The 22,134-nt window shown below is 42.6% G+C and carries 14 protein-coding genes; 6 read left to right on the top strand and 8 right to left on the bottom strand.

The window, feature by feature from the left end; translation table 11 throughout:
* Window positions 1–225: 225 nt before the first annotated feature.
* From ED652_RS13210 to ED652_RS13170, 7 genes are all read right to left on the bottom strand, one after another.
* Complete coding sequence (locus ED652_RS13210; RefSeq protein ID WP_122055116.1) at window positions 226–1,449, bottom strand: hypothetical protein; 1,224 nt, start codon at window positions 1,447–1,449, stop codon at window positions 226–228.
* A 657-nt stretch (window positions 1,450–2,106) separates the two neighbouring features.
* Window positions 2,107–4,281, bottom strand: coding sequence for an AAA family ATPase (locus ED652_RS13205; RefSeq protein WP_102535259.1), 2,175 nt, complete (start codon window positions 4,279–4,281; stop codon window positions 2,107–2,109).
* A gap of 812 nt (window positions 4,282–5,093) precedes the next feature.
* Window positions 5,094–6,461, bottom strand: a complete 1,368-nt coding sequence (xerC, locus tag ED652_RS13190) for a tyrosine recombinase XerC (protein ID WP_122055115.1) — start codon at window positions 6,459–6,461, stop codon at window positions 5,094–5,096.
* Window positions 6,461–6,991, bottom strand: coding sequence for a hypothetical protein (locus ED652_RS13185; protein ID WP_122055113.1), 531 nt, complete (start codon window positions 6,989–6,991; stop codon window positions 6,461–6,463). Before ED652_RS13185 ends, xerC begins: the two co-directional genes overlap by 1 nt.
* A gap of 11 nt (window positions 6,992–7,002) precedes the next feature.
* Window positions 7,003–9,414 (bottom strand): integrase, encoded by a 2,412-nt coding sequence (locus ED652_RS13180; RefSeq protein ID WP_122055111.1) that lies wholly within the window; start codon window positions 9,412–9,414, stop codon window positions 7,003–7,005.
* Entirely contained in the window at window positions 9,408–11,753 is a 2,346-nt protein-coding gene (locus ED652_RS13175; protein ID WP_122055110.1) for a hypothetical protein, read from the bottom strand. Before ED652_RS13175 ends, ED652_RS13180 begins: the two co-directional genes overlap by 7 nt.
* A 115-nt stretch (window positions 11,754–11,868) precedes the next feature.
* Entirely contained in the window at window positions 11,869–12,816 is a 948-nt protein-coding gene (locus ED652_RS13170; protein WP_122055109.1) for a YifB family Mg chelatase-like AAA ATPase, read from the bottom strand.
* Window positions 12,817–13,287: 471 nt separating this feature from the next.
* Here ED652_RS13170 and ilvG point away from each other — a divergent pair, with 471 nt between their 5' ends.
* From ilvG to ilvA, 5 genes are read left to right on the top strand one after another with little or no spacing between them, the layout of a single operon-like run.
* Window positions 13,288–14,934, top strand: a complete 1,647-nt coding sequence (ilvG, locus tag ED652_RS13165) for an acetolactate synthase 2 catalytic subunit (RefSeq protein WP_122055108.1) — start codon at window positions 13,288–13,290, stop codon at window positions 14,932–14,934.
* A 1-nt stretch (window position 14,935) separates the two neighbouring features.
* Window positions 14,936–15,220, top strand: coding sequence for an acetolactate synthase 2 small subunit (ilvM, locus tag ED652_RS13160; RefSeq protein WP_017111739.1), 285 nt, complete (start codon window positions 14,936–14,938; stop codon window positions 15,218–15,220).
* 12 nt (window positions 15,221–15,232) lie between these two features.
* Complete coding sequence (locus ED652_RS13155; protein WP_017107538.1) at window positions 15,233–16,201, top strand: branched-chain amino acid transaminase; 969 nt, start codon at window positions 15,233–15,235, stop codon at window positions 16,199–16,201.
* A 33-nt stretch (window positions 16,202–16,234) separates the two neighbouring features.
* Window positions 16,235–18,076, top strand: coding sequence for a dihydroxy-acid dehydratase (gene ilvD / locus ED652_RS13150; RefSeq protein ID WP_017107537.1), 1,842 nt, complete (start codon window positions 16,235–16,237; stop codon window positions 18,074–18,076).
* Window positions 18,077–18,078: 2 nt separating this feature from the next.
* Window positions 18,079–19,623: a threonine ammonia-lyase, biosynthetic gene (ilvA, locus tag ED652_RS13145; protein ID WP_122055107.1), complete on the top strand. Its 1,545-nt coding sequence runs from the start codon at window positions 18,079–18,081 to the stop codon at window positions 19,621–19,623.
* Window positions 19,624–19,723: 100 nt separating this feature from the next.
* On the opposite strand, the gene punR is transcribed toward ilvA, so the two are convergent.
* On the bottom strand, window positions 19,724–20,638 hold the full coding sequence (gene punR / locus ED652_RS13140) for a DNA-binding transcriptional activator PunR (RefSeq protein WP_122055106.1): 915 nt from the start codon (window positions 20,636–20,638) through the stop codon (window positions 19,724–19,726).
* Window positions 20,639–20,801: 163 nt separating this feature from the next.
* Here punR and punC point away from each other — a divergent pair, with 163 nt between their 5' ends.
* On the top strand, window positions 20,802–22,013 hold the full coding sequence (gene punC / locus ED652_RS13135; RefSeq protein WP_122055105.1) for a purine nucleoside transporter PunC: 1,212 nt from the start codon (window positions 20,802–20,804) through the stop codon (window positions 22,011–22,013).
* Window positions 22,014–22,134 lie beyond the last annotated feature (121 nt).

Genomic DNA, 22,134 nt, shown 5'->3' with positions numbered 1-22,134 from the left:
GTTTTTTCTCACTATCCTAAGTCTAGATTGCTAAGGAGGGAGTGGATTCCATACATCAATTTAGAGATATTACGTAATTTACGTTTGCTGATGCTGTTTGTTATACATTTTATAATGTGAACTTTGAAGATTTAGTCACATATGCGTTAACGATGTTAAACAGTGACAAGTTGCTTTTTCAAGCTTCCCATTCACTAATTGAATATGCCACTGTTATGTATTTACTTAGATGGTTGTTTTTTTGCGCTGTATACGATCCCACTCAGTTTTGAGCATTACTTTTGTGTGGTATTTTAAATCGTCGATTAGATTTTCAATTATCTTTACATCGCCATCTATAATTCGACGTTCCTCTCGCTTAGACGTAAGCTGATAAATCTCATCTATAAGTTTTCTAACCTTATAATCTGGTTCAGAAGAAGAAATAGTAGGCTTGAGCATGAGAGAAAGTTTTGTCTGAATAGTTAAACATTCACCCTTCAAAGTGTTGTATTGCATGAAATGGTTTTTATATAATTCAAAGCTATCCACAGCGTCAATACGTCTATGAATCAGAGAAACATATTCATCATCTTGTTTCTTTATATTAATTAGCCGAGCACGTTCTACTAAAGAATCTGACTCATTGACTTTTCGATTGTATTCCTGATTATACTTGGAAAGTAAAGTTTGTACTTTTTTTAGTTCTTTGTAAGCATCGAAGAACGGTTTTTCAGTAGAATGAAAATGGCATAACGTCAAAATCACTTTGACATACTCAGTTACATTGTCTCGAAAGTCATTTATCCACTGTTGCCTAAAGCCATCAATAGTTAATTTATGGTGTTCTTTGTGTTCACCTAACGCTAGTTTAGATTGAGTATTTAGCTGTTCTAAATGTTGAGTTAGTTGAGATGTGATTTGTTCACGATGCTGGTCACTATTCGTCTTATTTGTGTGCTTGTGTAACTCTATTTGTTGTTCCAAGTTGGCTTTCAATGCATCAACTTGGGTTTTACTTTCATTCTGAAGAGTCCTAGTTAGAACCTCTCTTGTAACCCATACTGAGATTCCAATAGATCCTACGATACTCATAAATACTGCAAAAAAGTTTACCCATATTGGATAAACGTCTCTTTGCATACTTAAAGAAAGATCAACGTCACGATGTTCAAGCGAAGAAAGTTCTTCTTGTTGCTCCTTTAATAAATCTGAGAATGCTTTATTGCTTTGGTGTGTTTTGGATATCGCCGATGAAGCATGTAACAAAGCTGAAGTAATCTCTTGTTCAAGTAAGTCGTTTTTTTTGGCTAGTGAATCAAATTCATTTGATAAGTCCGTCAATTGGCTTTCTAGTGGCGATATTGCAACGGATAATTGATTTGGTGTTAATACGGCTTTGTTTTCTTCAACATTAGCTAAGGCTAGTGTTGAAGAAAACAAAATTATAAGCAATAAGTTTGTTTTCATGTTAGGGCTTCAAGTAACTTTTCTAATCAGAATTTACCATAATAGCGCCTTTACCTCTATAAATGCTTTTACATCAATAAATTAGCTTAATTCAGTTAAATCAGTGAACTCTTTTGTTATTCAGTGCTCAGAGCATTTATCACAGGTGTTTCAGGTGTCAGCAATGAGCAAGTCGAAGAACAAAAAAACAAACTGGAAGCCGCACAGCAAGGCATTGGCGCACGACGGTTCAATTACATTCCGGGGTGATGACTCGGCTATAGATTCTCGGGGATGCAACGAATATCACGGTAAGCGTAGTCGTGGGTTAATCTGCACCACCAAAACTAGACGGTGACTTAATCAACTTTTCCATACCTAAATCATTCATGAATTGCTAAATTATCAAAAATACTGACACGCTTTTGTCCAGAGGCTTCATAGACCTGAAGTTTTACTCGTGGCACTTTTCTCAAAAAGTGCCAGCTAGCTCAGATCTGCCCCAAAGTGAGCTAGACCTTTTACTTATTCATATCCTGTTCATGAGGTTTTGCCCTACTAGAAGTTATCCATTCTTCTAGTGCTGTTCGTCGTGAATCCCCGTGCTGTATCACGGGGGTAAATTTGACACAGTTACAACGTTTGATGTCAGCTCTTCAAGCTATTCTGTTACAGTGCTTATAGTTCACAGACAGTTCTGTATAGGCCAACTAAGTGGTGAACCGAAAGATCCATTAATGGCTCGTACATGAATGAATTGATATGAATATTCTCTGGTGTCATCAAAATAACTTGTCCTAGAACACTCTTTATTTCTCTAATTGCTGTATCGGTAGAACCACCAAACTCGGTAACATAGCGATCATAAAGCACGCCTGTTTGCACTCCGCGAATAGGGGATTTATCTGAGATCTTTGACCATAGAAACTCTTCAGCTTTAAGTCGAATACCTACAGATAATGCCACCTTGTTTTCTAATCTGATTTCATCGATTACAGGTGCAGCACAAAGACTATCAGCAGTTTCATAGATAAAATCTATAACTAGCTTGTCTTTATCAATATCGGAGCTAAACGATGTGTTATTTATCGATGACGCTATTACTGTTTCGAGATTCGAAAGACGTAGGTCTTTAGTGTTGTCTTTTATATGTAAGAGCGACGTGAGTAACATGTAATCATCAGAGGATGTACCTTCTTTGTACTCAATCAAATTTCTAACGAATGGTATCATTGAAACGATAATTGCAGGATTTCCTGAAAAGTTTCTTCGCCATACATCAAAAGGGCTCGATACGTAGTTGTCACCACCCTTTAATAAGGAAATGGATTTATCAGGCTCTTTTTGAGCTATGTAGGATGTATAACGCTTTGAGCTTTCAGTTAAAACTCTACTTTGAAACGTTCTATAGAAGTCGAAATTATGTGTTAACACCAACATACGAAATAGCTCTTCCCCGGCTACTTCTTTAAGGTATTCAATAATTGCGTATTTGTTTTTATAATCAAATGAATCCGCAATATCATCTACGATGATTAGCGTCCTTTGACCTCTAGCTTGTCTAGCTTTGAACTCGAAAATCACATAGAGAAGATACATCGCTCTTCTTTCTCCAATTGATAACACATCGAGTGATGTAAGCTGCCCTCTATTAAACTGTACGTATTGGCCATCTTCATTAGCGAATTTAAAAACAATATTCGGAGCTTTAGTTCCTAGTATCGTATTGGTGTGATCTTCAATATCTAACGAAAACGGTACGTGAAACCTTTCCTTAAAAGTATCGGCAGCCTCAAACCATATCGTTTCTTCTAGCTTCGCTTCATTTTCTATACTTTCTAGTTCTACTTTGTTTGCATCAAATAAAGATAGTAAATTATCAAACTGCTCTTTCTTTTCTGAGTAATAGGTACACCACATTATCTTTTTGAATTGAGGGATATCTGCCAGCTCAACCGCAAGCTCGGGGTGTTCTTCTAAGATTGTTTGAAAGATTTTTACTGGAGCAACACCGTTTAACAGCTTCTGGTTGATGTTGCGCAGCCGTTCGTCAGATAACAGTTCTGTTTTTTCGACTTCAAATATTTCGTTAAACTCTCGGTGGCTTTCGACCACACCCTCTCTGCCATTCAGGATCACTTTATGGTCGGCTTCAAAGAAGCTTTCTTTTTTTAGTGATGACGAGATTGTGGTAGCTTTTGAAGGGTTAAAAACGCCAGTCTTAAACAAAGTTGAATTAGAAACCAACTCGTTATATCGACCGATATAATCAGCAACACTCTCTAAGACGTTATCTTCGTTAAGTAGCGCTATTACCTTTGGATCAAATAACTGTTTATACTGTAATTGTTTGTAATCTTCATTTGCTAAGTCATTCGACTGCAACCACCTGACAGATTCAAAGATGTCGTCACATCCAACATCGCCACAAAGTAACGTCTCGATATCATCTTTCTTAATTTTAGATAACTTGTTTAACTCAACTAACAACGATTTTTTTGCATCGAAGATCGACTTGTATAGTAAATCGTAACGTTGCTTCTTATCTGTATTTACTAGTAGCGTTGATAGGTTCTTTGCATCAAATGAAGGGTTAAATGGTTCAATAACCAAGATTTCATCTTGCTTGATTGGCTCTCCGTCGATCGTTACCTCATATGTAGGTACTCGTTTGTATAGCTTTTCTTCAGGTTCTAGCCCCTTAGATAGTTTTGCGAACGTGTTAGACAAAGACGTCTTCATAATCCCATTTGGAGCATAAAGCAAGTTTGCACGAGCTCTCGTAAAATCAAATTCTTGAGACAAACTGCTAATGCCATAACAGTTAGCCAAATTGACCATCAATTTATTCACTGATTCATCCTCAAATTAAAAATGTCTACAACTCTCAAATGCGTAAACACCAAACTTACAGCACCATCATCTTACAACATAGCATCCCACATGTATGCATACTAAAGCATAGATACGTTGTTTTATATCAATACGTTATCGATCAATATCAACAAATCTATGTAATCTACACCGGTGAATTAATTATATTTAAGATAGGTTTCGCAAAGTAAATGAGTTGACCGTCATGAAAAGTCATCAATACGTTAAGTTGGGTAAATAAATGTCTTAAAAGAGGTGACCATGACCGATAGCAAACTGTTTAGCGTTACTGACTGGTCCAGTTATAAAATTGTGAGGGCATCTAACGCAAATACAGCAGTTCAAATGGTTCACAAACGCAAAAGTTACAAAGTAATTCCGCGTGAGGAACTTACGGAATTTACAGTGACCCATATTATGTGTTGTGAGTATAGTGGTGAGACTAAGCAACGTTTAAGTAAGTGCGTTAGTGATGTTGACCGAATCTTATTGATGGACATGTCGTTAGCGACATCGCACTATCAAATTAGGTAGTTGCATTAGGCTCACTTAGTATTTAATTCTTACTCATTTCGCGATACTTCAATGATAAAACCTCTAAATACAAGAGGTTGCATTGAATTTATAATATATGCACCATTGAACATAGACAGACAAAGTGCGCACTGTACGACGGCGCATTAACAGGCGAATTTGCCTTATAACAAGTTATTCATGAATTACTAATGTTAGGTTTCCTGAAACTCATTTTTGTCCAAAAACGAGTTACATGACCGCTTGGTGATGGGCTTTTATTGTGACGAAGATACGATGCTTTTATCTATATCAGATTGAAAAGCTCCCAATAGTTTCTTCATCTCACCGAGTGCTGCGGTAGGCGTTAACTCCTTCCTTGCTATCTGTTCTTCTAACAACTCAATCTGACGCTTTGCTAGGTCAACACTCGAATTTAGAGATACTGCATTATAAACCTCTGTATAGCCGTGAATATCGGTAAAGGCAAGATCAATGTAGACATCTAAAGAACTAAGATTTGTATGTCCTGTCCACTGCTGAAGCTGCATCTTAAACGTTTGTGTATGAAGTAAATGCTTTCGAAAATCATCTTTATCATTCACTTCTTTGGTGGCCAGGATAAGCTCTTTAAGCTTGTCTGTAATAAAAGCGTGCCTCCACAAGTGCGGGTGCAATTCTCCCTTGATATCAAGCTCTTTTTTCCATAAGTTCATGTACGTTGTCCATGAATCTGAGGATAGACGTAGACCTGTTTTTAAGCTGATAAATAGGTAATCATGCTGGGCTTTTTTCTTCCTCATTACTTTCTTGCGAACTTTGATGTAATCCGCAATCACTGATAATAAAAGGTGTGGCACTGGTATCTTTCGAGTTGTGTTCTCGTCTTTACGTTTCAAAGTGGTAAGAGTGAGCATACCAGAGCGCCTAGCTTCCTCGTAATCAGTCATTTTAATCAAATGAAGTTCGGAAACTCGACCTCCCAACTGCTCCATTGCAGTATATAACGCCATGTCCCTTCTGCGTTTGTCTTTGTTTTTCTGAGTCTTTATAAACTCCCACACACGCAAGGCATCATCTTCTGAAACAGGGTGACGTTTCTTGATCTCATCTTTAGTTGGTACAGCAGTGTGCGTAATTTTAGTGCCTTCAATGAACCCTTTATAGCCTTCCTGTTTGCGTTTGTAATGCTTCTCAAGTATCTGAATTGAGTTACCTTTATCTTTGCCAATAAAAGCACTCAAATCATGAAACTCTTGGATAAACTGCAAAAAATCCAAGCAGGTATGTGCAATCTTTATAACGGAGTTATTCTTACGCTTTAGTTCGCCAAGTGGTGTTCTATCTGCCTGTAGTGATTGAACGAAAAGAGTGAATGTTGCATCAGTAAGCTGACTAAATCGGCTCAATAGTGGCTGCTTTTCAATAAAGTGAACCAAGTGGATGATATCGTGGGCATACCCTCGAATAGTGTCACTTTTTAAGTTCCTCACCATCAAACTGTGAATGTAGGCATTGGCTTCATAGCAAGGAGTATGATTACTGTAGGTTACGAATGAAATATCCAGAGGCTTACGAAAGACAAGCTTGCCATCAAACCCAAGATGACTCCACTGCTCAAAGCCTTTAAGCTTACGAACCGCCATCACACCTCTCCATTCAAAGTGAAACTCATCTGTGCTTCAATCTTCCGATTGTGCTCTCGATAAAGCTCCTGTCGCTCTTCTACTGTTCCGTCATGATTCGCTAGTTGTTTTAGTCTAGAGCGTAGCTCTGAGACCATAACTGTCAGTAAAGAATTGCTGCGCTGTGCTGCATCCAACTCTGATTCAAGCTCTGAGACTTTGTGCTTTAAACCCACTACAGTTTGCTTGTTGCCTTTGAAAGCTTTCTCCTCGAGATGTGCAGCCTCTATCGCCAGTTTTGCATTAATACGAAGTTCATCTAATGATAAGAAACCTCTTTCCAGAAGTGCTTCTGAGATGCTTTTGACCGTGTTTAGCGAGCATGACGTGATATTGCGATCTTCATTCTGATATTTAGCAATGCCAGATTGTGATTTGAGAGCCTTTAGTAGATCTCCATCATCTTTAAATTCAGTGGGAGATGTTATGATTTCTCTTAAAAGCTTTTCTGTTTCAAGTATCTTGGTTTGGTTTTTCTCTAAAACTTTCATTGCCCCAATCCTCAATCAAGGTCTTTGATTTTTAAAATTAGATTAAAGGTTTGAGTTGTATTTCCATCAGCTTCTTCGATGGTAAAGAACTCTGGCTCAAGCGTAATTCGACCTTCTTCTAAAAGATGAATGACCTCTGTTTCAATGTTCTGCTCTTTTTGAAGTTGGCTTATATGAGGTACGGTTAGATAAGACTCATCATCGTAATCTTCTGCTGCTTCACTCACAGATTCTATAGTGATTGGTGTTGATCTATCACCTGTCAGGCGCTCTGCAATGATTTTACGAACCTCTTCTATCCCTTCGAGCTTCGCAAGTTCAGAAGTGGAATCGACCACACCACGGACAATAACACTGGCTTTCGCCCCGTTAAGCACCGCACCCGTCTCTGATTCTGAAATGTAATGATATAAATGCTCCATGTCTGAATGTCCGAGCATCCAACGCAGAGCATCCATTCCATCAAATCCTTTTGACCAAAAGAACGCCATAGCAAAGAAGCGTCTCAATTGGTGCTGACGAACATAATTACGGCGGTAATTACCGTTGTCATACTCTACCAAGTCGGTTTCTATGTAATCACACAAACTATCAAGGTGAGCATTATAGGAAGTGTGACCTGTCTTACTTAACTGAGAACGCTTTGAATTAAGATTGTTAAACAGAGACAGCTTTCCTTTGCATAGATTCAACTCACTCGCTTTGATGTTAAATTGCTCAAGTTGCCAGATAAACCTTGCGATAGATAAGGGGATTGGTCTTTCTATTGTGGCGCTTACCCCTTTTGAGCCAGTTTTTTTTACCTCAAATATCAGGTTGTACTCTGTTTTTGCACCTTCTTCTGAAAAGGGACTTATATTAGGTGATAGGTTGCCATGTGACTTCAACTTGATTAATTCATCTTGCCTTCGAGCCATAATTGCACCCACCAAGACCTGTATTGCGCCTTGCAGTACAGAGAACAAATCAAACAAGCTCTCGTTAGCTCGAATCCTTTCGTGTCGATTTTCAACGCCTTCAGCAAAGCCTTGAACCTGTTTTATTCCTTTTCTCAGGTATTCACTACTCAGGCAATTGATTGCCTCAATTTGAAACCAGTAACCTCGCTCCGTACCAGACATCTCTCGATGCAACTCTTCATCCCAAGCTCGGGTGGATTCTTGTGGGCGGAGTGTGTTGGATTTTCTTGCAGCAGATTTACTTCTTGCTTTAGACAGCAGTGTTAATATTTCATCCAGTAAAGTAACAGCGCCTTCCTCTATAGGTAGATGCTCTTTGGCAAACTCATAGCACTGATGAATTAAATTAAACACAAAGGTAGGCGGCAAGGTGCGGGTGCGTCCTACTTTTTTTAAGTTAACTAACTGGCTAATGTGACCTGAACTGACACGCTCGGACAAGGTTGAAGGACTTGCCGCATCTTCACGCTCAAGGTTGGTATGAATCAATGAAATTGCTTCAATGTAGCTCGAGATAGTTCCTTGATTCGTGCTTGTTGAGGAGTCTCGATTCTCAACCGCACAATACTCTGAGTTTCGTTTTGGCGCTTTGAGGTGAAGCTCTGCGTAATTGGGGATATTAATGTCGTGATAAAGCATCTTACCTTTAAACAACAGCTCACCCAGCACGGAGCTGTTGCCTGTGTATCTAACGACGTCTCTAACCTGATAATAACCTTGCTCAAAAAGCCAAGCGCACGCATTATCTCTCTCTGCTAGAGATAAGAGACTTTCATCTTGCACAATGTCTTGTGTAACGTAGGGGTACTTCTCTTTAAACGTTTGTGCGTCTGCATCAGAAACACTCTGAGAAGCGTTATCAAGTAATACCTTGGTACGCTTATCAAGCTCATACACACCTTGAAAATTTCCATGCTCGGCGTATTTCGTCAAGATGTTCAACCAAAAGTCATCATTCACATTCAGAAGGTGGTGCTTTGCTAGCTTCAACTCTTTCGAGTGTAGTAAGACAGCATTGATGAGAGCGATAACTTTGTTAACTTTGTGATAAGCCGTTATTGGACTGATAATCTTCCCACCGTTTTCAAGTGGATTATCTACCGCTGTGATCCAGTATTTGAAACTGTTTAATAACTTTTGGTGTATTGTGTCGGTGAGTTTCTTTCCATCATCCAAGTAAACCGTATCCCAATGTATCGTTTTTGGGGTTTTGCCAAATGTTAGTACCCATTTATTTGCAGAAAAACTAGATTCTAACCATTCGGGCTGCCTGTCATCGTGCCCGTAGATGCCTGTATGGATATTCGTGATGACATCTAAAGCTCGATAGTCATCATTTGCTACTGAGAAATTGATAATCTCTTCAAGAGTCTCGGCACTTAGACCGTTCAAAAGCGAATGGTCTATAACGATGCTTTCAATGAGATTAGCAGTGGAGGTGTTGTCGATAGCAACACTTAACATAGCAGCGCTCCCTTGATCGAGTCAGTATCTAGTTTGTTATTGGTTGCAATATCAAGCATTCCCATCAAATCATCATCAGCACTATGCATACCTGAACTCAGGGTATCTAAAACAAACACTGCTGATTGATACCAGTGAGCCACAATATCTAAAAAAGATTCCTCATCATCGCTACTTTCAACAATAAGGCGTATCGCCATCAATAGCTGCAAAAGAGAGGTGGAAATGGTGTAGGTCAACTGGTCGAACGCTAAGGATTCAGAAGTTTCATTATCAGTTGCGGTCTTTTGAGCAAAACCGTGGTCGAAATGCTCTGGAACATTACTGATACCGTGATTGTTTAAGAATTCCTCAACGTTCTCTGTACTCAGATTAACGGCATCAAGTCGGTACACCGAGTCTTTCATTGCTTCAAGTAAAATAGCGTTCTGAAACTGGCGTATCCAACGTGCATTAAAGAAGTCCATTAGTGGCTTGGGAAGATAAGAGGTCAGTAGATTGGCATCTTTCTTTTCATGACCTAACGCCTCAGCAACGGCATCCATTGAGCGTGTTTCCAAGTAAATTTGCAAACCTCGGTGTCGTCTAATCGAGCGTAATGAATGAATCTCAGAAATGGCTTTGGCATCTATCAATTTGATATCGCTGCACTTATCAAAAAACGATTTATCTTGAAGCCAATCATAAAACTCATTTGCTGAGTGAAGAGTGGTATTGAGGTTGCTTGGACGTACCACATTGGTAGAAGTTGCAGTCAAAATCATCTTTCGCCAATTCACATCCCCTTTTTGCTTCAGGTATTCACGACTCATACGAGTATGCTGTATCAGGAACTCAACTATAGATTTAGAATGATCATTGAGCACTACTTCTTGCTGCGCATTGGTAGGCCCTTTGCGTGATTTGTAACTGACCGCAATGTGTTGATTACCAACTTGCTTATAACCCACCATATTGCCATTTACATCAAACAAGTCCCACTTTGCTAACCAATAAGGTGTTATCTGAGGATGTTCCATAACAAGAAGCGTAAAAAGAACGTTCAGTGTTGATTTAGTTGGTAAATTTAACTCTGTGTTAAGTTTGTTAGCATTACCGTAAAACCCTAAGAAATTCGGGTAGTATTTGCCTTTTGTTGTACCGATGCCGTGTGCGTAAAAGGTTGCTACTGTATTGTCTAACTTATCTGCGCCGACTAAATTATTAAATTGTGTATCGCCTGGCGCGCCGCTCAATGGCTTAACTAACCCTGTGCTCTGAAAAGCTTTATTTCTATCCTCTCTCTCTAAAAGCTCCTCAAATTTCAAGAGACACACATGCTTAATATGCGCCATATCTCTCTCTATACGTTGCTGAATAATTGAAACAGCCTCTTCATCTTTAATTTTAAGTGGGATGTTAGCAAACCATCTGAGGTTTTCTTGCTGCGTAACATTGCCACCAATTGAAAAGGTGGGCGCTGCATCTTTTGGGTCTTTCCAGTCTGGAACGATGAATGGTTTGTGGGGTTCAGAGAAAACACCAGTATTGATAAAGCACTTGGTATAATGGTTAATATTACTTCGCCATTGATTATGAAAAACCTTTGGGCAGTTCTGGGCTGCTTGAGAGCGCACAAATAGCACTTTAAACACCTTGTGGAAAAATAGCTGCACATTATTACGACTTAGAAGGGCTTCTATTGTTAGTCCGTCTCGGCCGTTATAAACAGTGGATATACCCAAAAAAAGCTTTTTAAGTCCTTGTAATATCTGATGCAGAGATGATGATTTTTGTGTAAAAGCATAGTTTTTTAGAGCGAGATGAACCTTGTTTGTAAACGCTTCGCCAAAATTAACATAAAGCGTATCAAGATGAGCCTCATGTTCTTTGCCTTCTTTTGATACCACCTGCCAACCATTAAGATAGTCAGCTTTTGTTCTATCTATATTAAGTTTACGGAACTGAGCTAGACAGTTCGAAGCGTCTTCTGTGATTTTTTTTGCCGAAAGCGTTACTTCATTAAGGGTTAAATGCTTATCTTGCGCAATGTAGCGGAAAAGGTTATTGAGGTAGAGACCATGCACATATCTTAGATTGATAGTGATATCATCATTGCTATAAACAAAACCAATGAGCGACTGGAAGTGTGCATTAAGTGAGATTGAATCATTCAAGATTTCCAATGCGCTGTAATTACCTTGTCCAACCAAGTAGCAGTAAGCCACATAAATATTCAATGTTGACTGTATTTTTTTGGGGGGAACTGAGGATTCAGCAGCAAGTGTTAGGTAGTTAGAGTATTCGACTGACAGTGCAGTTTTTAATAAAGAAAGCTCATTTAGTGTTTTTACATTCACAACCAAACTCCATAGATTGACAACTAATAATCACCTTAGTTGTCACAATGACAATCGTCAATCTGTATTAAAGGCAATTTCTGGGGTTATTAACATTAAAAATCAATTGCTTATATTACCTCTGACAACTTACAGTCATTGAGATTAAATAGATCTCATCGAGAAACAATAATCCGTTATGCGCCAAAGAGATCTCTCCGGGGCGAGGTACGGAACCACCTCCTACCAATGCCGCCATCGAACTGGAATGATGAGGAGATCGAAAAGGCCTTTGCTTCCAGTTGTATTGATTGATCTCTTGCTGCGTTAACGAGGCCACCGATGCAGTTTCCATCGCCTCGTCATCACTCATTTCAGGCAGTAAGTCACGCAATCGAGACGCCAACATAGTCTTACCGGTTCCGGGCGGACCAAGAAAAAGTAAGTTGTGATTGCCAGCTGCGGCGATCTCCAATGCTCGTTTACCTTGCTGTTGACCAATGATGTCCTGCAAATCACGATGTTCGATAACATCGACCTGATGTTGCTCTGTCCGGTATAACCCAAGCTGAGCCTGACCACACATATCCGCACAAACCTCCAACAACGTTTGCGCTGACTTATGCGCCCCCTTGCCAACTAGGGCTGCCTGATCGCCATTGTGATGCGGTACCACCAAGCATCGCTCAACACTATCCGCAGCTAATGTCGCTGGTAGAACTCCTTTGACTGAACGTAATTCTCCCGATAACGCCAACTCACCAATAAACTCATGTTGGGCTATTTTTGATGTGGGTAGTTGATCGGACGCCACCAAAATCCCCAGAGCAATTGGTAAGTCAAAACGCCCTCCTTCTTTGGGTAAATCGGCAGGAGCAAGGTTGACGGTGATTCTTTTTGATGGGAATTCAAAGCGAGAATTGATGATGGCACTCCTCACTCGGTCTTTCGATTCTTTAACCGTAGTCTCAGGTAAACCCACCAGCGTAAAACCGGGCATTCCGTTGCTTATATGCACTTCAACGGTCACTTCTGGCGCCTCTACACCCACACTAGCTCGGCTATGAATTATCGCGAGTCCCATAACTTTCCTTTGTCTTTGATTTAAAAGTATTCACTCTGGATATTCATTGCTCACCAAAGCGATAAGGTTGTTATATAGCGTGGTGGAATGGTGTTTTAATGTGAAAAAAGAATGACATTTTCCTTGTCATGCGGCAGATTTGTGTGATAACACTAGAGATGTAGACAATTACTTAAGACAATAAACGAGAAAACTCGAATTTTATGATGTTTAACGCTCGCATTTACGCACTGATTAACCTGATTATCGTAGTCATTATTGAGACTACGCGGGGGCGAGTGGGAAAAAAGTAACCACGAATTAGAAAAAACCCCCGCACTGAAAAGTCCGGGGGTTTTTTCTAATTTAACGATTCGATTTTTATATTTGAAACATTTTCGGCTTTGCCGATTTACAGGAAGAATGGGAGCACAAGATGTGCATAGACAATGGAAACAGTTACCAAAATATAGGTAATACGGGGAAATTCCGATGAAAGGCGCAGAACTAGTTGTATCCGCACTAAAACAGCAGGGTATTGAAACCGTATTTGGTTACCCAGGTGGTGCCATCATGCCAATCTACGACGCACTTTATGACGGCGGGGTTGAGCATATCCTGTGTCGCCATGAGCAAGGTGCTGCAATGGCAGCTATCGGTATGGCACGTGCAACACAAGACGTCGCTGTTTGTATGGCAACCTCAGGCCCAGGCGCGACTAACCTAGTCACAGGTCTTGCTGATGCCTTTATGGACTCCATCCCACTCGTCGCTATCACTGGTCAAGTTGCTAGCTCCCACATTGGTACCGATGCATTCCAAGAAATGGATGTGATTGGTATGTCTCTGTCATGTACTAAACACAGCTACCTCGTTACCGATATTGAAGATCTTGCTCCAACACTGGCTGAAGCATTTATCGTTGCAAAAGCAGGGCGTCCCGGTCCAGTTATTGTCGATATCGCTAAAGATGTTCAGCTAGCAGAGTCCCCTGTAAAAATTCTTCCTGAATTTACACTACCAGCCATTCCTGTTGTGACAACGGATGCTATTGAACAAGCTCAGTACTTCTTGTCTCAAGCGACTCGTCCTGTTTTATACGTAGGTGGTGGTGTTCAACTGGCGAAAGCAACCGATGCAGTTCGTGAGTTTTTACGCCTAAATCCAATGCCTGCAGTAAGCACACTAAAAGGCTTAGGCACCATTGAACGTGACGACCCACACTACTTGGGTATGCTAGGTATGCACGGCACCAAAGCCGCTAACCTAGTGGTTCAAGAAAGTGACCTGTTGATTGTTGTTGGCGCTCGTTTTGATGACCGAGTTACCGGTAAGCTCGATACCTTTGCACCGCACGCTAAAGTTATCCATATCGATATCGATGCGGCAGAGTTTAGTAAACTGCGTCTGGCCAATGCGCCTATTCGCGGTGACATCAACAAGATCATGCCTCAACTGGAACTAAGCCAAGACATATCTTCTTGGGTTCACCACTCTGAAGGGCTACGCAGCTCATTCAAGTGGCGCTACGACCACCCAGGCGACCTTATCTTCGCACCTTTGTTGTTGAAGCAACTGTCAGACATGATGCCTGCGAGTTCTATGGTTTCAACCGATGTCGGCCAACACCAGATGTGGGCAGCTCAGCATATTCAACCTCGCGATCCACAAAATTTCATCACGTCAGCGGGCTTAGGCACTATGGGCTTTGGCCTACCTGCAGCTATGGGTGCATCGGTTGGTCGTCCTGATGACCAATCTATACTTATCTCAGGTGACGGCTCATTCATGATGAACGTGCAAGAGCTTGGTACGCTGAAGCGTCGCCAAATCCCAGTGAAGATGGTGCTGCTTAACAACTCGCGTTTAGGCATGGTTCGCCAATGGCAATCTCTGTTCTTTGATGGTCGACACAGTGAAACTATCTTGGATGACAACCCAGATTTCGTCATGCTGGCAAAAGCGTTCGATATCCCGGGCAAAACCATCACGCGTAAAGAAGAAGTAGAACCAGCATTGAAAGAGATGCTTGAGAGCAAAACAGCTTACCTACTTCATGTCCTTATCGACGAAGAAGAAAACGTATGGCCACTAGTACCGCCAGGTGCTTCAAACAGCGAAATGTTGGAGAACACATAACATGAAAAGATACTTATTAGACATCAAAGCCGATGATAAACCAGTACTGTTAGAACGTGTTCTTCGTGTTATTCGCCACCGTGGCTTCATCGTTAAGCAAGTGGCTGGCACCCAAAACCACGAAAGTAAAGTCGCGAGCGTTGAGATCATTGTCGACAGTGACCGCCCGATTTCTTTCTTAGTTAATCAGATCGAAAAGCTGTGGGATGTACGTACCGTTGACGTTATTTCTATCAGTCGTAATGAATTGCCAAACAATAACTTACAACAAAAAATAAGTGCATAAGGAACCGCAAACATGACAGCTAAAACAGCAGACTATATTTGGTTTAACGGTGAAATGGTTCCTTGGGCAGAGGCGAACGTCCACGTCCTGACTCACGCAATGCACTACGGTACTTCTGTATTTGAAGGCGTTCGTTGCTACAACACGCCAAAGGGTCCGGTTATCTTCCGTCACCCAGAGCACGCAAGACGCCTAAAAGACTCAGCGAAAATCTACCGCTTCCCAATTCCTTTCACTGAGGAAGAAATTATGGAAGCGACTCGCGAAACGCTACGTCAAAATAAGCTAGAGTCAGCCTACATCCGCCCTCTCGGCTTTGTCGGTAACGTTGGTTTAGGTGTTTGCCCTCCTGAAAACACAGAAATGGATCTGATCATCGCCGCTTTCCCATGGGGTTCTTACCTTGGTGAAGAAGCGCTAGAAAATGGCGTAGATGCGATGATCTCAAGCTGGAACCGTGCAGCGCCAAATACTATCCCAACCTCAGCAAAGGCTGGTGGTAACTACCTATCATCACTGCTCGTTGGTGGTGAAGCTCGTCGTCATGGTTACGATGAAGGCATTGCCCTAAGTGTTGATGGTTACCTTTCAGAAGGTGCGGGCGAGAACATCTTTGTTATTCGTAACGGCATTCTCTCTACGCCACCAGCAACCAGCGCGATTCTGCCAGGTATCACTCGTGACTCAATCATGACGCTAGCAAAAGACATGGGTTATGAAATCCGTGAAGAGAACATTGCTCGTGAAGCGCTATACCTTGCTGACGAAGTCTTCATGACAGGCACAGCAGCAGAAATCGTTCCGGTTCGCAGCGTAGACAAAATTACAGTAGGTGAAGGCAAACGCGGTCCTATCACTGAAAAAGTTCAAGCAGCTTACTTTGGTTTATTCAACGGCACTACTGAAGATAAGTGGGGCTGGTTAGATTACGTTTATCCAGCAGACCACACGTCAGATAACCAAACACAAACAACTAAGTAAGCAACAGCCAAATATTTTATAAGGATTTAAGCAATGCCAATCTATCGTTCAGCAACGACTACCCACGGACGCAACATGGCTGGTGCGCGCGCTTTATGGCGTGCAACTGGCGTTAAAGATGATGACTTCGGTAAGCCAATCATCGCGGTTGTAAACTCTTTCACTCAATTCGTACCAGGCCACGTTCACCTTAAAGATATGGGTCAACTGGTTGCAGGTGAAATCGAAAAAGCGGGCGGTATCGCTAAAGAATTCAACACCATCGCAGTCGATGATGGTATCGCAATGGGCCACGGTGGCATGCTGTACTCACTGCCATCACGTGAGCTTATTGCGGATTCAGTAGAATACATGGTCAATGCTCACTGTGCGGATGCAATGGTGTGTATCTCTAACTGTGACAAAATCACTCCGGGAATGATGATGGCAGCAATGCGTCTTAACATCCCAGTGATCTTTGTCTCTGGTGGCCCAATGGAAGCGGGTAAAACCAAGCTTTCAGATCAAATCATCAAGCTAGACCTTGTTGACGCGATGATTCAAGGTGCCGATCCAACGATTTCTGATGAGCAAAGTGAGCAAGTAGAACGTTCTGCATGTCCGACATGTGGTTCATGTTCAGGTATGTTCACAGCTAACTCAATGAACTGTCTGACAGAAGCGCTTGGCCTATCTCAGCCAGGTAACGGTTCTATGTTAGCAACCCACGCAGACCGTGAAGAGTTATTCATCAATGCCGGTAAACGTATCGTTGACCTAACCAAGCGTTACTACGAGCAAGACGACGAGTCAGCACTGCCACGCAACATCGCAAATCGCGCAGCATTTGATAATGCGATGGCGCTTGATATCGCAATGGGTGGTTCTAGTAACACCGTTCTTCACCTTTTAGCAGCAGCTCAAGAAGGCGACATTGATTTCGATATGGATGATATCGATGCGATGTCTCGCCGTGTTCCACACCTATGTAAAGTGGCACCTTCAACTCCGAAATACCACATGGAAGACGTTCACCGTGCTGGTGGCGTAATGGCTATCCTTGGTGAACTTGACCGTGCAGGTCTATTGAACAACCAAACTCGCACCGTGCTTGGTCTAAGCATGCAAGAGCAACTTGCACAGTACGATATCATGCAGACAGAAGACGAAGCGGTGCTTAAGTTCTTCCGGGCTGGCCCTGCAGGCATCCGAACAACTAAAGCTTTCTCACAAGATTGCCGTTGGGATCGCCTTGATGACGATCGCAAAGAAGGTTGTATTCGTACCAAAGAGAACGCATTCAGCCAAGAAGGTGGCCTAGCGGTACTTTCAGGTAACATCGCGGTTGATGGTTGTATCGTTAAGACTGCGGGTGTTGATGAAGAAAACCTTAAATTCCAAGGTCCAGCAATCGTATTTGAAAGCCAAGATACAGCGGTAGAAGGTATCTTAGCGGGTAAAGTTAAAGCTGGCGAAGTCGTGGTTATTCGCTACGAAGGCCCTAAAGGTGGTCCAGGTATGCAAGAAATGCTGTACCCAACGACTTACTTAAAATCAATGGGCTTAGGCAAGTCATGTGCTCTACTGACTGATGGTCGCTTCTCTGGTGGTACATCGGGTCTGTCTATCGGCCACGCTTCTCCAGAAGCAGCAAGTGGCGGTGTGATTGGTCTGGTTAACACGGGCGATATCATCACTATCGACATCCCTAGCCGTTCAATCACGCTTGATGTACCAGAAGCTGAACTAACAGCACGTCGTGAAAAACAAGATGCATTAGGCTGGAAACCAGAAAACCGTCAGCGTGAAGTGTCATTCGCACTGAAAGCTTACGCGAGCATGGCAACCAGTGCCGACAAAGGCGCTGTACGTGATAAGTCTAAGCTTGAGGGCTAACTATGAGTGATGACACCTCCACTCCCAAAAAACAAAGTGGCGCAGATTATCTGCGCCAGATCCTGAGAGCGCCGGTTTACGAAGCAGCAATTGTGACACCTCTGCAAGATATGCCACGCCTAAGCGCTCGTATCGGTAATCAGGTTCAGCTCAAACGAGAAGACCGCCAGCCGGTACACTCGTTTAAGCTGCGCGGTGCTTACAACATGGTTTCAAGCCTTTCTGAACAACAGAAAGCAGCCGGTGTTATTACAGCATCCGCAGGAAATCACGCACAAGGTATGGCGTTATCTGGCTCTAAGTTGGGTATTCAAACCACAATCGTGATGCCAAAAACGACACCGGATATCAAGGTCGATGCAGTACGCGGATTTGGCGGTAAGGTCGTTTTACACGGCAGTAATTTTGATGAAGCGAAAGCGGAAGCGGAACGTCTGTCGGCTGAACATGGCTTCACCTTTGTTCCTCCTTTCGATCACCCACTGGTGATTGCTGGGCAAGGCACTATGGGCATGGAGATGCTGCAGCAAAACGGTCACATGGATTATATCTTTGTGCCGGTTGGTGGTGGTGGCTTAGCCGCTGGTGTTGCAGTGCTTATCAAACAACTGATGCCAGAGATTAAAGTGATAGCGGTAGAGCCTGAAGACTCGGCTTGCTTGAAAGCAGCACTGGATGCGGGTGAACCCGTGGTACTGGATCAGGTCAGCATGTTTGCTGATGGTGTTGCGGTTAAACGCATTGGTGAAGAAACCTTCCGTCTTTGCCAACAGTACATTGATGGTCATATTACAGTCTCTAGCGATGAAATCTGCTCTGCGGTAAAGGACATCTTTGAAGACACCCGCGCAATTGCTGAGCCTTCAGGAGCGCTTGCTCTGGCAGGCCTTAAGAAGTTTGCAGAACAAAACCAACTGCAAAATAAGCAACTAGCAACGGTACTTTCTGGTGCGAACACCAACTTCCACGGCCTGCGTTATGTCTCTGAGCGTTGTGAATTGGGTGAGAAGCGAGAAGGTCTGCTTGCGGTGACTATTCCAGAACGACAAGGTGCGTTCCTAGAGTTCTGTAACATTATTGGTGGTCGAGCGGTGACTGAGTTTAACTACCGCCACAACGACGAAAGCCTGGCGAATATCTTCGTAGGTGTACGTCTACAAGGTGGACAAGAAGAACTCGAACACATCATCAATGACTTACGTGAGGGTGACTATGCGGTTGTCGACTTGTCTGATGACGAGATGGCAAAGCTTCACATTCGTTACATGATTGGCGGCAAACCATCGAAGCCATTGAAAGAGCGTCTTTACAGCTTTGAGTTCCCTGAATACCCAGGTGCATTGATTAAATTCCTTGATACCTTAGGGACTCACTGGAATATCAGCCTGTTCAACTATCGTAACCATGGTGCTGACTACGGTCGTGTGCTGTGTGGTTTTGAGCTTGGTGATGACGATTTGGCTCAGTTCTCTACGCACTTAGAAGAACTCGGCTACCAATGTAAAGATGAAACCGATAACCCTTCCTACAAGTTCTTCTTGTCTTAAGAGTTCGGCCTAAGCATGAAAAAGAGCGAGTTATGATAACTCGCTATTTTTATTGGGCGGATTCAAACCTAACCCGAATGATCTTCAACGGATCGCATCATTAGATCGCTTTACGATGATCCAACCAATCTTGGTGCAGCTGTTCACTTGATCCTAAATATTTGACCATCCATTCGATCAATTTGTGGTTGTCGTCTTTACGCCACACTAAGCAGCAATGACTCTGCGGGCTTGGCTCAGGTAATATTTTTTCCACCAGCAAGCCTTGCTCAATAATAGGTGCGGCGATATGCCTTGGCATGTAACCCACCCCTACACCATTTTTAAGGCATTCTATTGCGCTGTACCAGTTAGGTAATAGAAGACGTCTCTGACTTGCATAATGGCCAGTGTGACGCTTAGGCAGCACGCTGGAGGTATCATCCAAACAGATCGCTGGATATTGACTGACAAAGGCTTCATTGAGGTTTTGTTCTCGCACACAAGGGTGACTGGGTGACATCACAAATGCCCAATCTAACCGCCCCATATCCTTTACTTCAAAATCACCGCCAACCGGAATCGCCGAAGTGGCGCCAATCACGACATCCGCCCTCCCCTGTGCAATGGCTTCCCAAGAACCATTGAACACCTCCATGTTGATCTGCAGTTCAGCAAACTCAAAGGTTTGATAAAACTCTTCAACCATTGGCTTCATCTTGTCGAGCTTAACCACGTTATCAAGGGTTAGACGTAGGGTTTTCTTCCAACCACGGGCAGCGCGGCGAGTTTGCGCACTGAGTTCTTCCATTTGTCTCAGCAGTTGGCGAGCCTCTTCAATAAACAGCTCCCCAGCAGGCGTCAGCTCTACTTTTCTTGGTAAGCGTCTGAAAAGTAAAACATCAAGCTCTTGCTCTACCTGCCTTACCCCATAGCTGATCGCCGATGGTACTTTGTGCAATTGCTCTGCAGCCGCAGTAAAGCTGCCCAAGCGAGCAACGGTATCAAGCATTTCTAACGAGGATTTAGAGAACATAAGCCTTCAAATTTTTTGATTGATAACTACATATTTTAGCGTTTTATTTTATCAGCTCTGAAAAATAGAATGTCAGCATAAATAAACAGGGACTTTCACTCCTGATTATCTAACAATTTTTTTGATGATAAAAACATCACTACTTTTAGCTTAATGGCATCTTATGAATATTTCTAAATTTCAATTGGTCTACCTTGCAGTACTTTCAATGCTTGGTTTCATCGCGACTGATATGTACCTTCCAGCGTTTAAAGCAATGGAAGTCGACTTTGCAACCGGACCAGAGCAGATCGCTTTGTCTCTTACCGTATTCCTTGGCGGTATGGCACTGGGTCAGCTTCTTTGGGGCCTAGCAAGTGACAAATATGGTCACCGTAATACGCTGGCTGTCGGTCTAGTCATATTCACCGCCGCTTCATTTGGCTTAGCATTCAGTACCGAAGTATGGCACCTACTGACACTGCGCTTCATTCAAGCGATCGGTGTATGTGCGCCAGCGGTAATTTGGCAAGCCATGGTTATCAAGCGTTACTCTCAGAGCAGTAGCCAGCAAATTTTTGCGACTATCATGCCTCTAGTAGCGCTATCTCCAGCATTAGCACCTCAACTGGGTGTGTTGCTAGCAGACAACTTTGGTTGGCACAGTATCTTTATCACATTGACGCTAATGGGCGCATTGTTGATCGCAACGACAATGGCTCAACCAAAAGAAGCGCCAGAAGTAAAACAGACATCGATCAAGACTGATATTAAAACGCTACTTAAGTCTAAGCCATACATGGGTAATGTGTTGATGTTTGCATCGGCGTCAGCAGCGTTCTTCGCTTACCTAACGGGTATGCCTGAAATCATGGCACAGCTAGGTTATGAAGCAAAAGACATTGGCCTGAGCTTCATTCCACAGACAATTGCCTTTATGGCTGGTGGTTACTTCGGTAAGCAAGCAGTGAAAAAATACGGTGATGGTATCGTATTACGAAATCTGATTGGTTTGTTTAGCGTTGCTGCGTTATTGATTTTCATCGCATCACAATGGGAACTGACGTCAATTTGGCCTCTACTGGCACCCTTCTGTCTGATTGCAGTAGCAAACGGCGCGCTTTACCCAATCGTAGTAAACCGTGCCTTATCAAGCGCAAAACAGAGCCCAGCAACGGCTGCAGGCCTACAGAACAGCCTTCAGATCAGTATTAGTAGCTTATCAAGCGCACTCGTTGCTGCAATGGCGAGCCAAGCACTGAGCGCGACAGGTATTGCTGTGGTGATTTGCTTAGGTACTTTGTGGATTGGTTACATCGTTTCGAACAAAGAACTGTCTGACCACTTTGTTACGCCAGATAACTCTCGCGTAGTGGCAGAAGACAAGCAAGACTAGCTTCTAGCTTCTAGCTTCTAGCTTCTAGCTTCTAGCTTAAGAAAACAAAAAAGAGCGAGATTACTCGCTCTTTTTTTATATCTAGATAAATAAGAAAAAGCCAGTAGCGGTACTACTGGCT

Origin of the sequence: Vibrio sp. Evd11 (assembly GCF_900382755.1) — a bacterium.
Taxonomy (GTDB): domain Bacteria; phylum Pseudomonadota; class Gammaproteobacteria; order Enterobacterales; family Vibrionaceae; genus Vibrio; species Vibrio lentus.
The sequence above is the reverse complement of the archived record's forward strand: the minus strand, read 5'-3'. Positions and strand labels throughout refer to the sequence as shown.

Excerpts from the sequence above, each read along its gene's own strand:
- ED652_RS13210 (WP_122055116.1), bottom strand. The coding sequence starts at position 1,449 with ATGAAAACAAACTTATTGCTTATAATTTTGTTTTCTTCAACACTAGCC.
- ED652_RS13185 (WP_122055113.1), bottom strand. The coding sequence starts at position 6,991 with ATGAAAGTTTTAGAGAAAAACCAAACCAAGATACTTGAAACAGAAAAG.
- ilvG (WP_122055108.1), top strand. The coding sequence starts at position 13,288 with ATGAAAGGCGCAGAACTAGTTGTATCCGCACTAAAACAGCAGGGTATT.
- ED652_RS13170 (WP_122055109.1), bottom strand. The coding sequence starts at position 12,816 with ATGGGACTCGCGATAATTCATAGCCGAGCTAGTGTGGGTGTAGAGGCG.
- ilvA (WP_122055107.1), top strand. The coding sequence starts at position 18,079 with ATGAGTGATGACACCTCCACTCCCAAAAAACAAAGTGGCGCAGATTAT.
- punC (WP_122055105.1), top strand. The coding sequence starts at position 20,802 with ATGAATATTTCTAAATTTCAATTGGTCTACCTTGCAGTACTTTCAATG.
- punR (WP_122055106.1), bottom strand. The coding sequence starts at position 20,638 with ATGTTCTCTAAATCCTCGTTAGAAATGCTTGATACCGTTGCTCGCTTG.
- ED652_RS13180 (WP_122055111.1), bottom strand. The coding sequence starts at position 9,414 with ATGTTAAGTGTTGCTATCGACAACACCTCCACTGCTAATCTCATTGAA.
- xerC (WP_122055115.1), bottom strand. The coding sequence starts at position 6,461 with ATGGCGGTTCGTAAGCTTAAAGGCTTTGAGCAGTGGAGTCATCTTGGG.
- ilvM (WP_017111739.1), top strand. The coding sequence starts at position 14,936 with ATGAAAAGATACTTATTAGACATCAAAGCCGATGATAAACCAGTACTG.
- ED652_RS13155 (WP_017107538.1), top strand. The coding sequence starts at position 15,233 with ATGACAGCTAAAACAGCAGACTATATTTGGTTTAACGGTGAAATGGTT.
- ilvD (WP_017107537.1), top strand. The coding sequence starts at position 16,235 with ATGCCAATCTATCGTTCAGCAACGACTACCCACGGACGCAACATGGCT.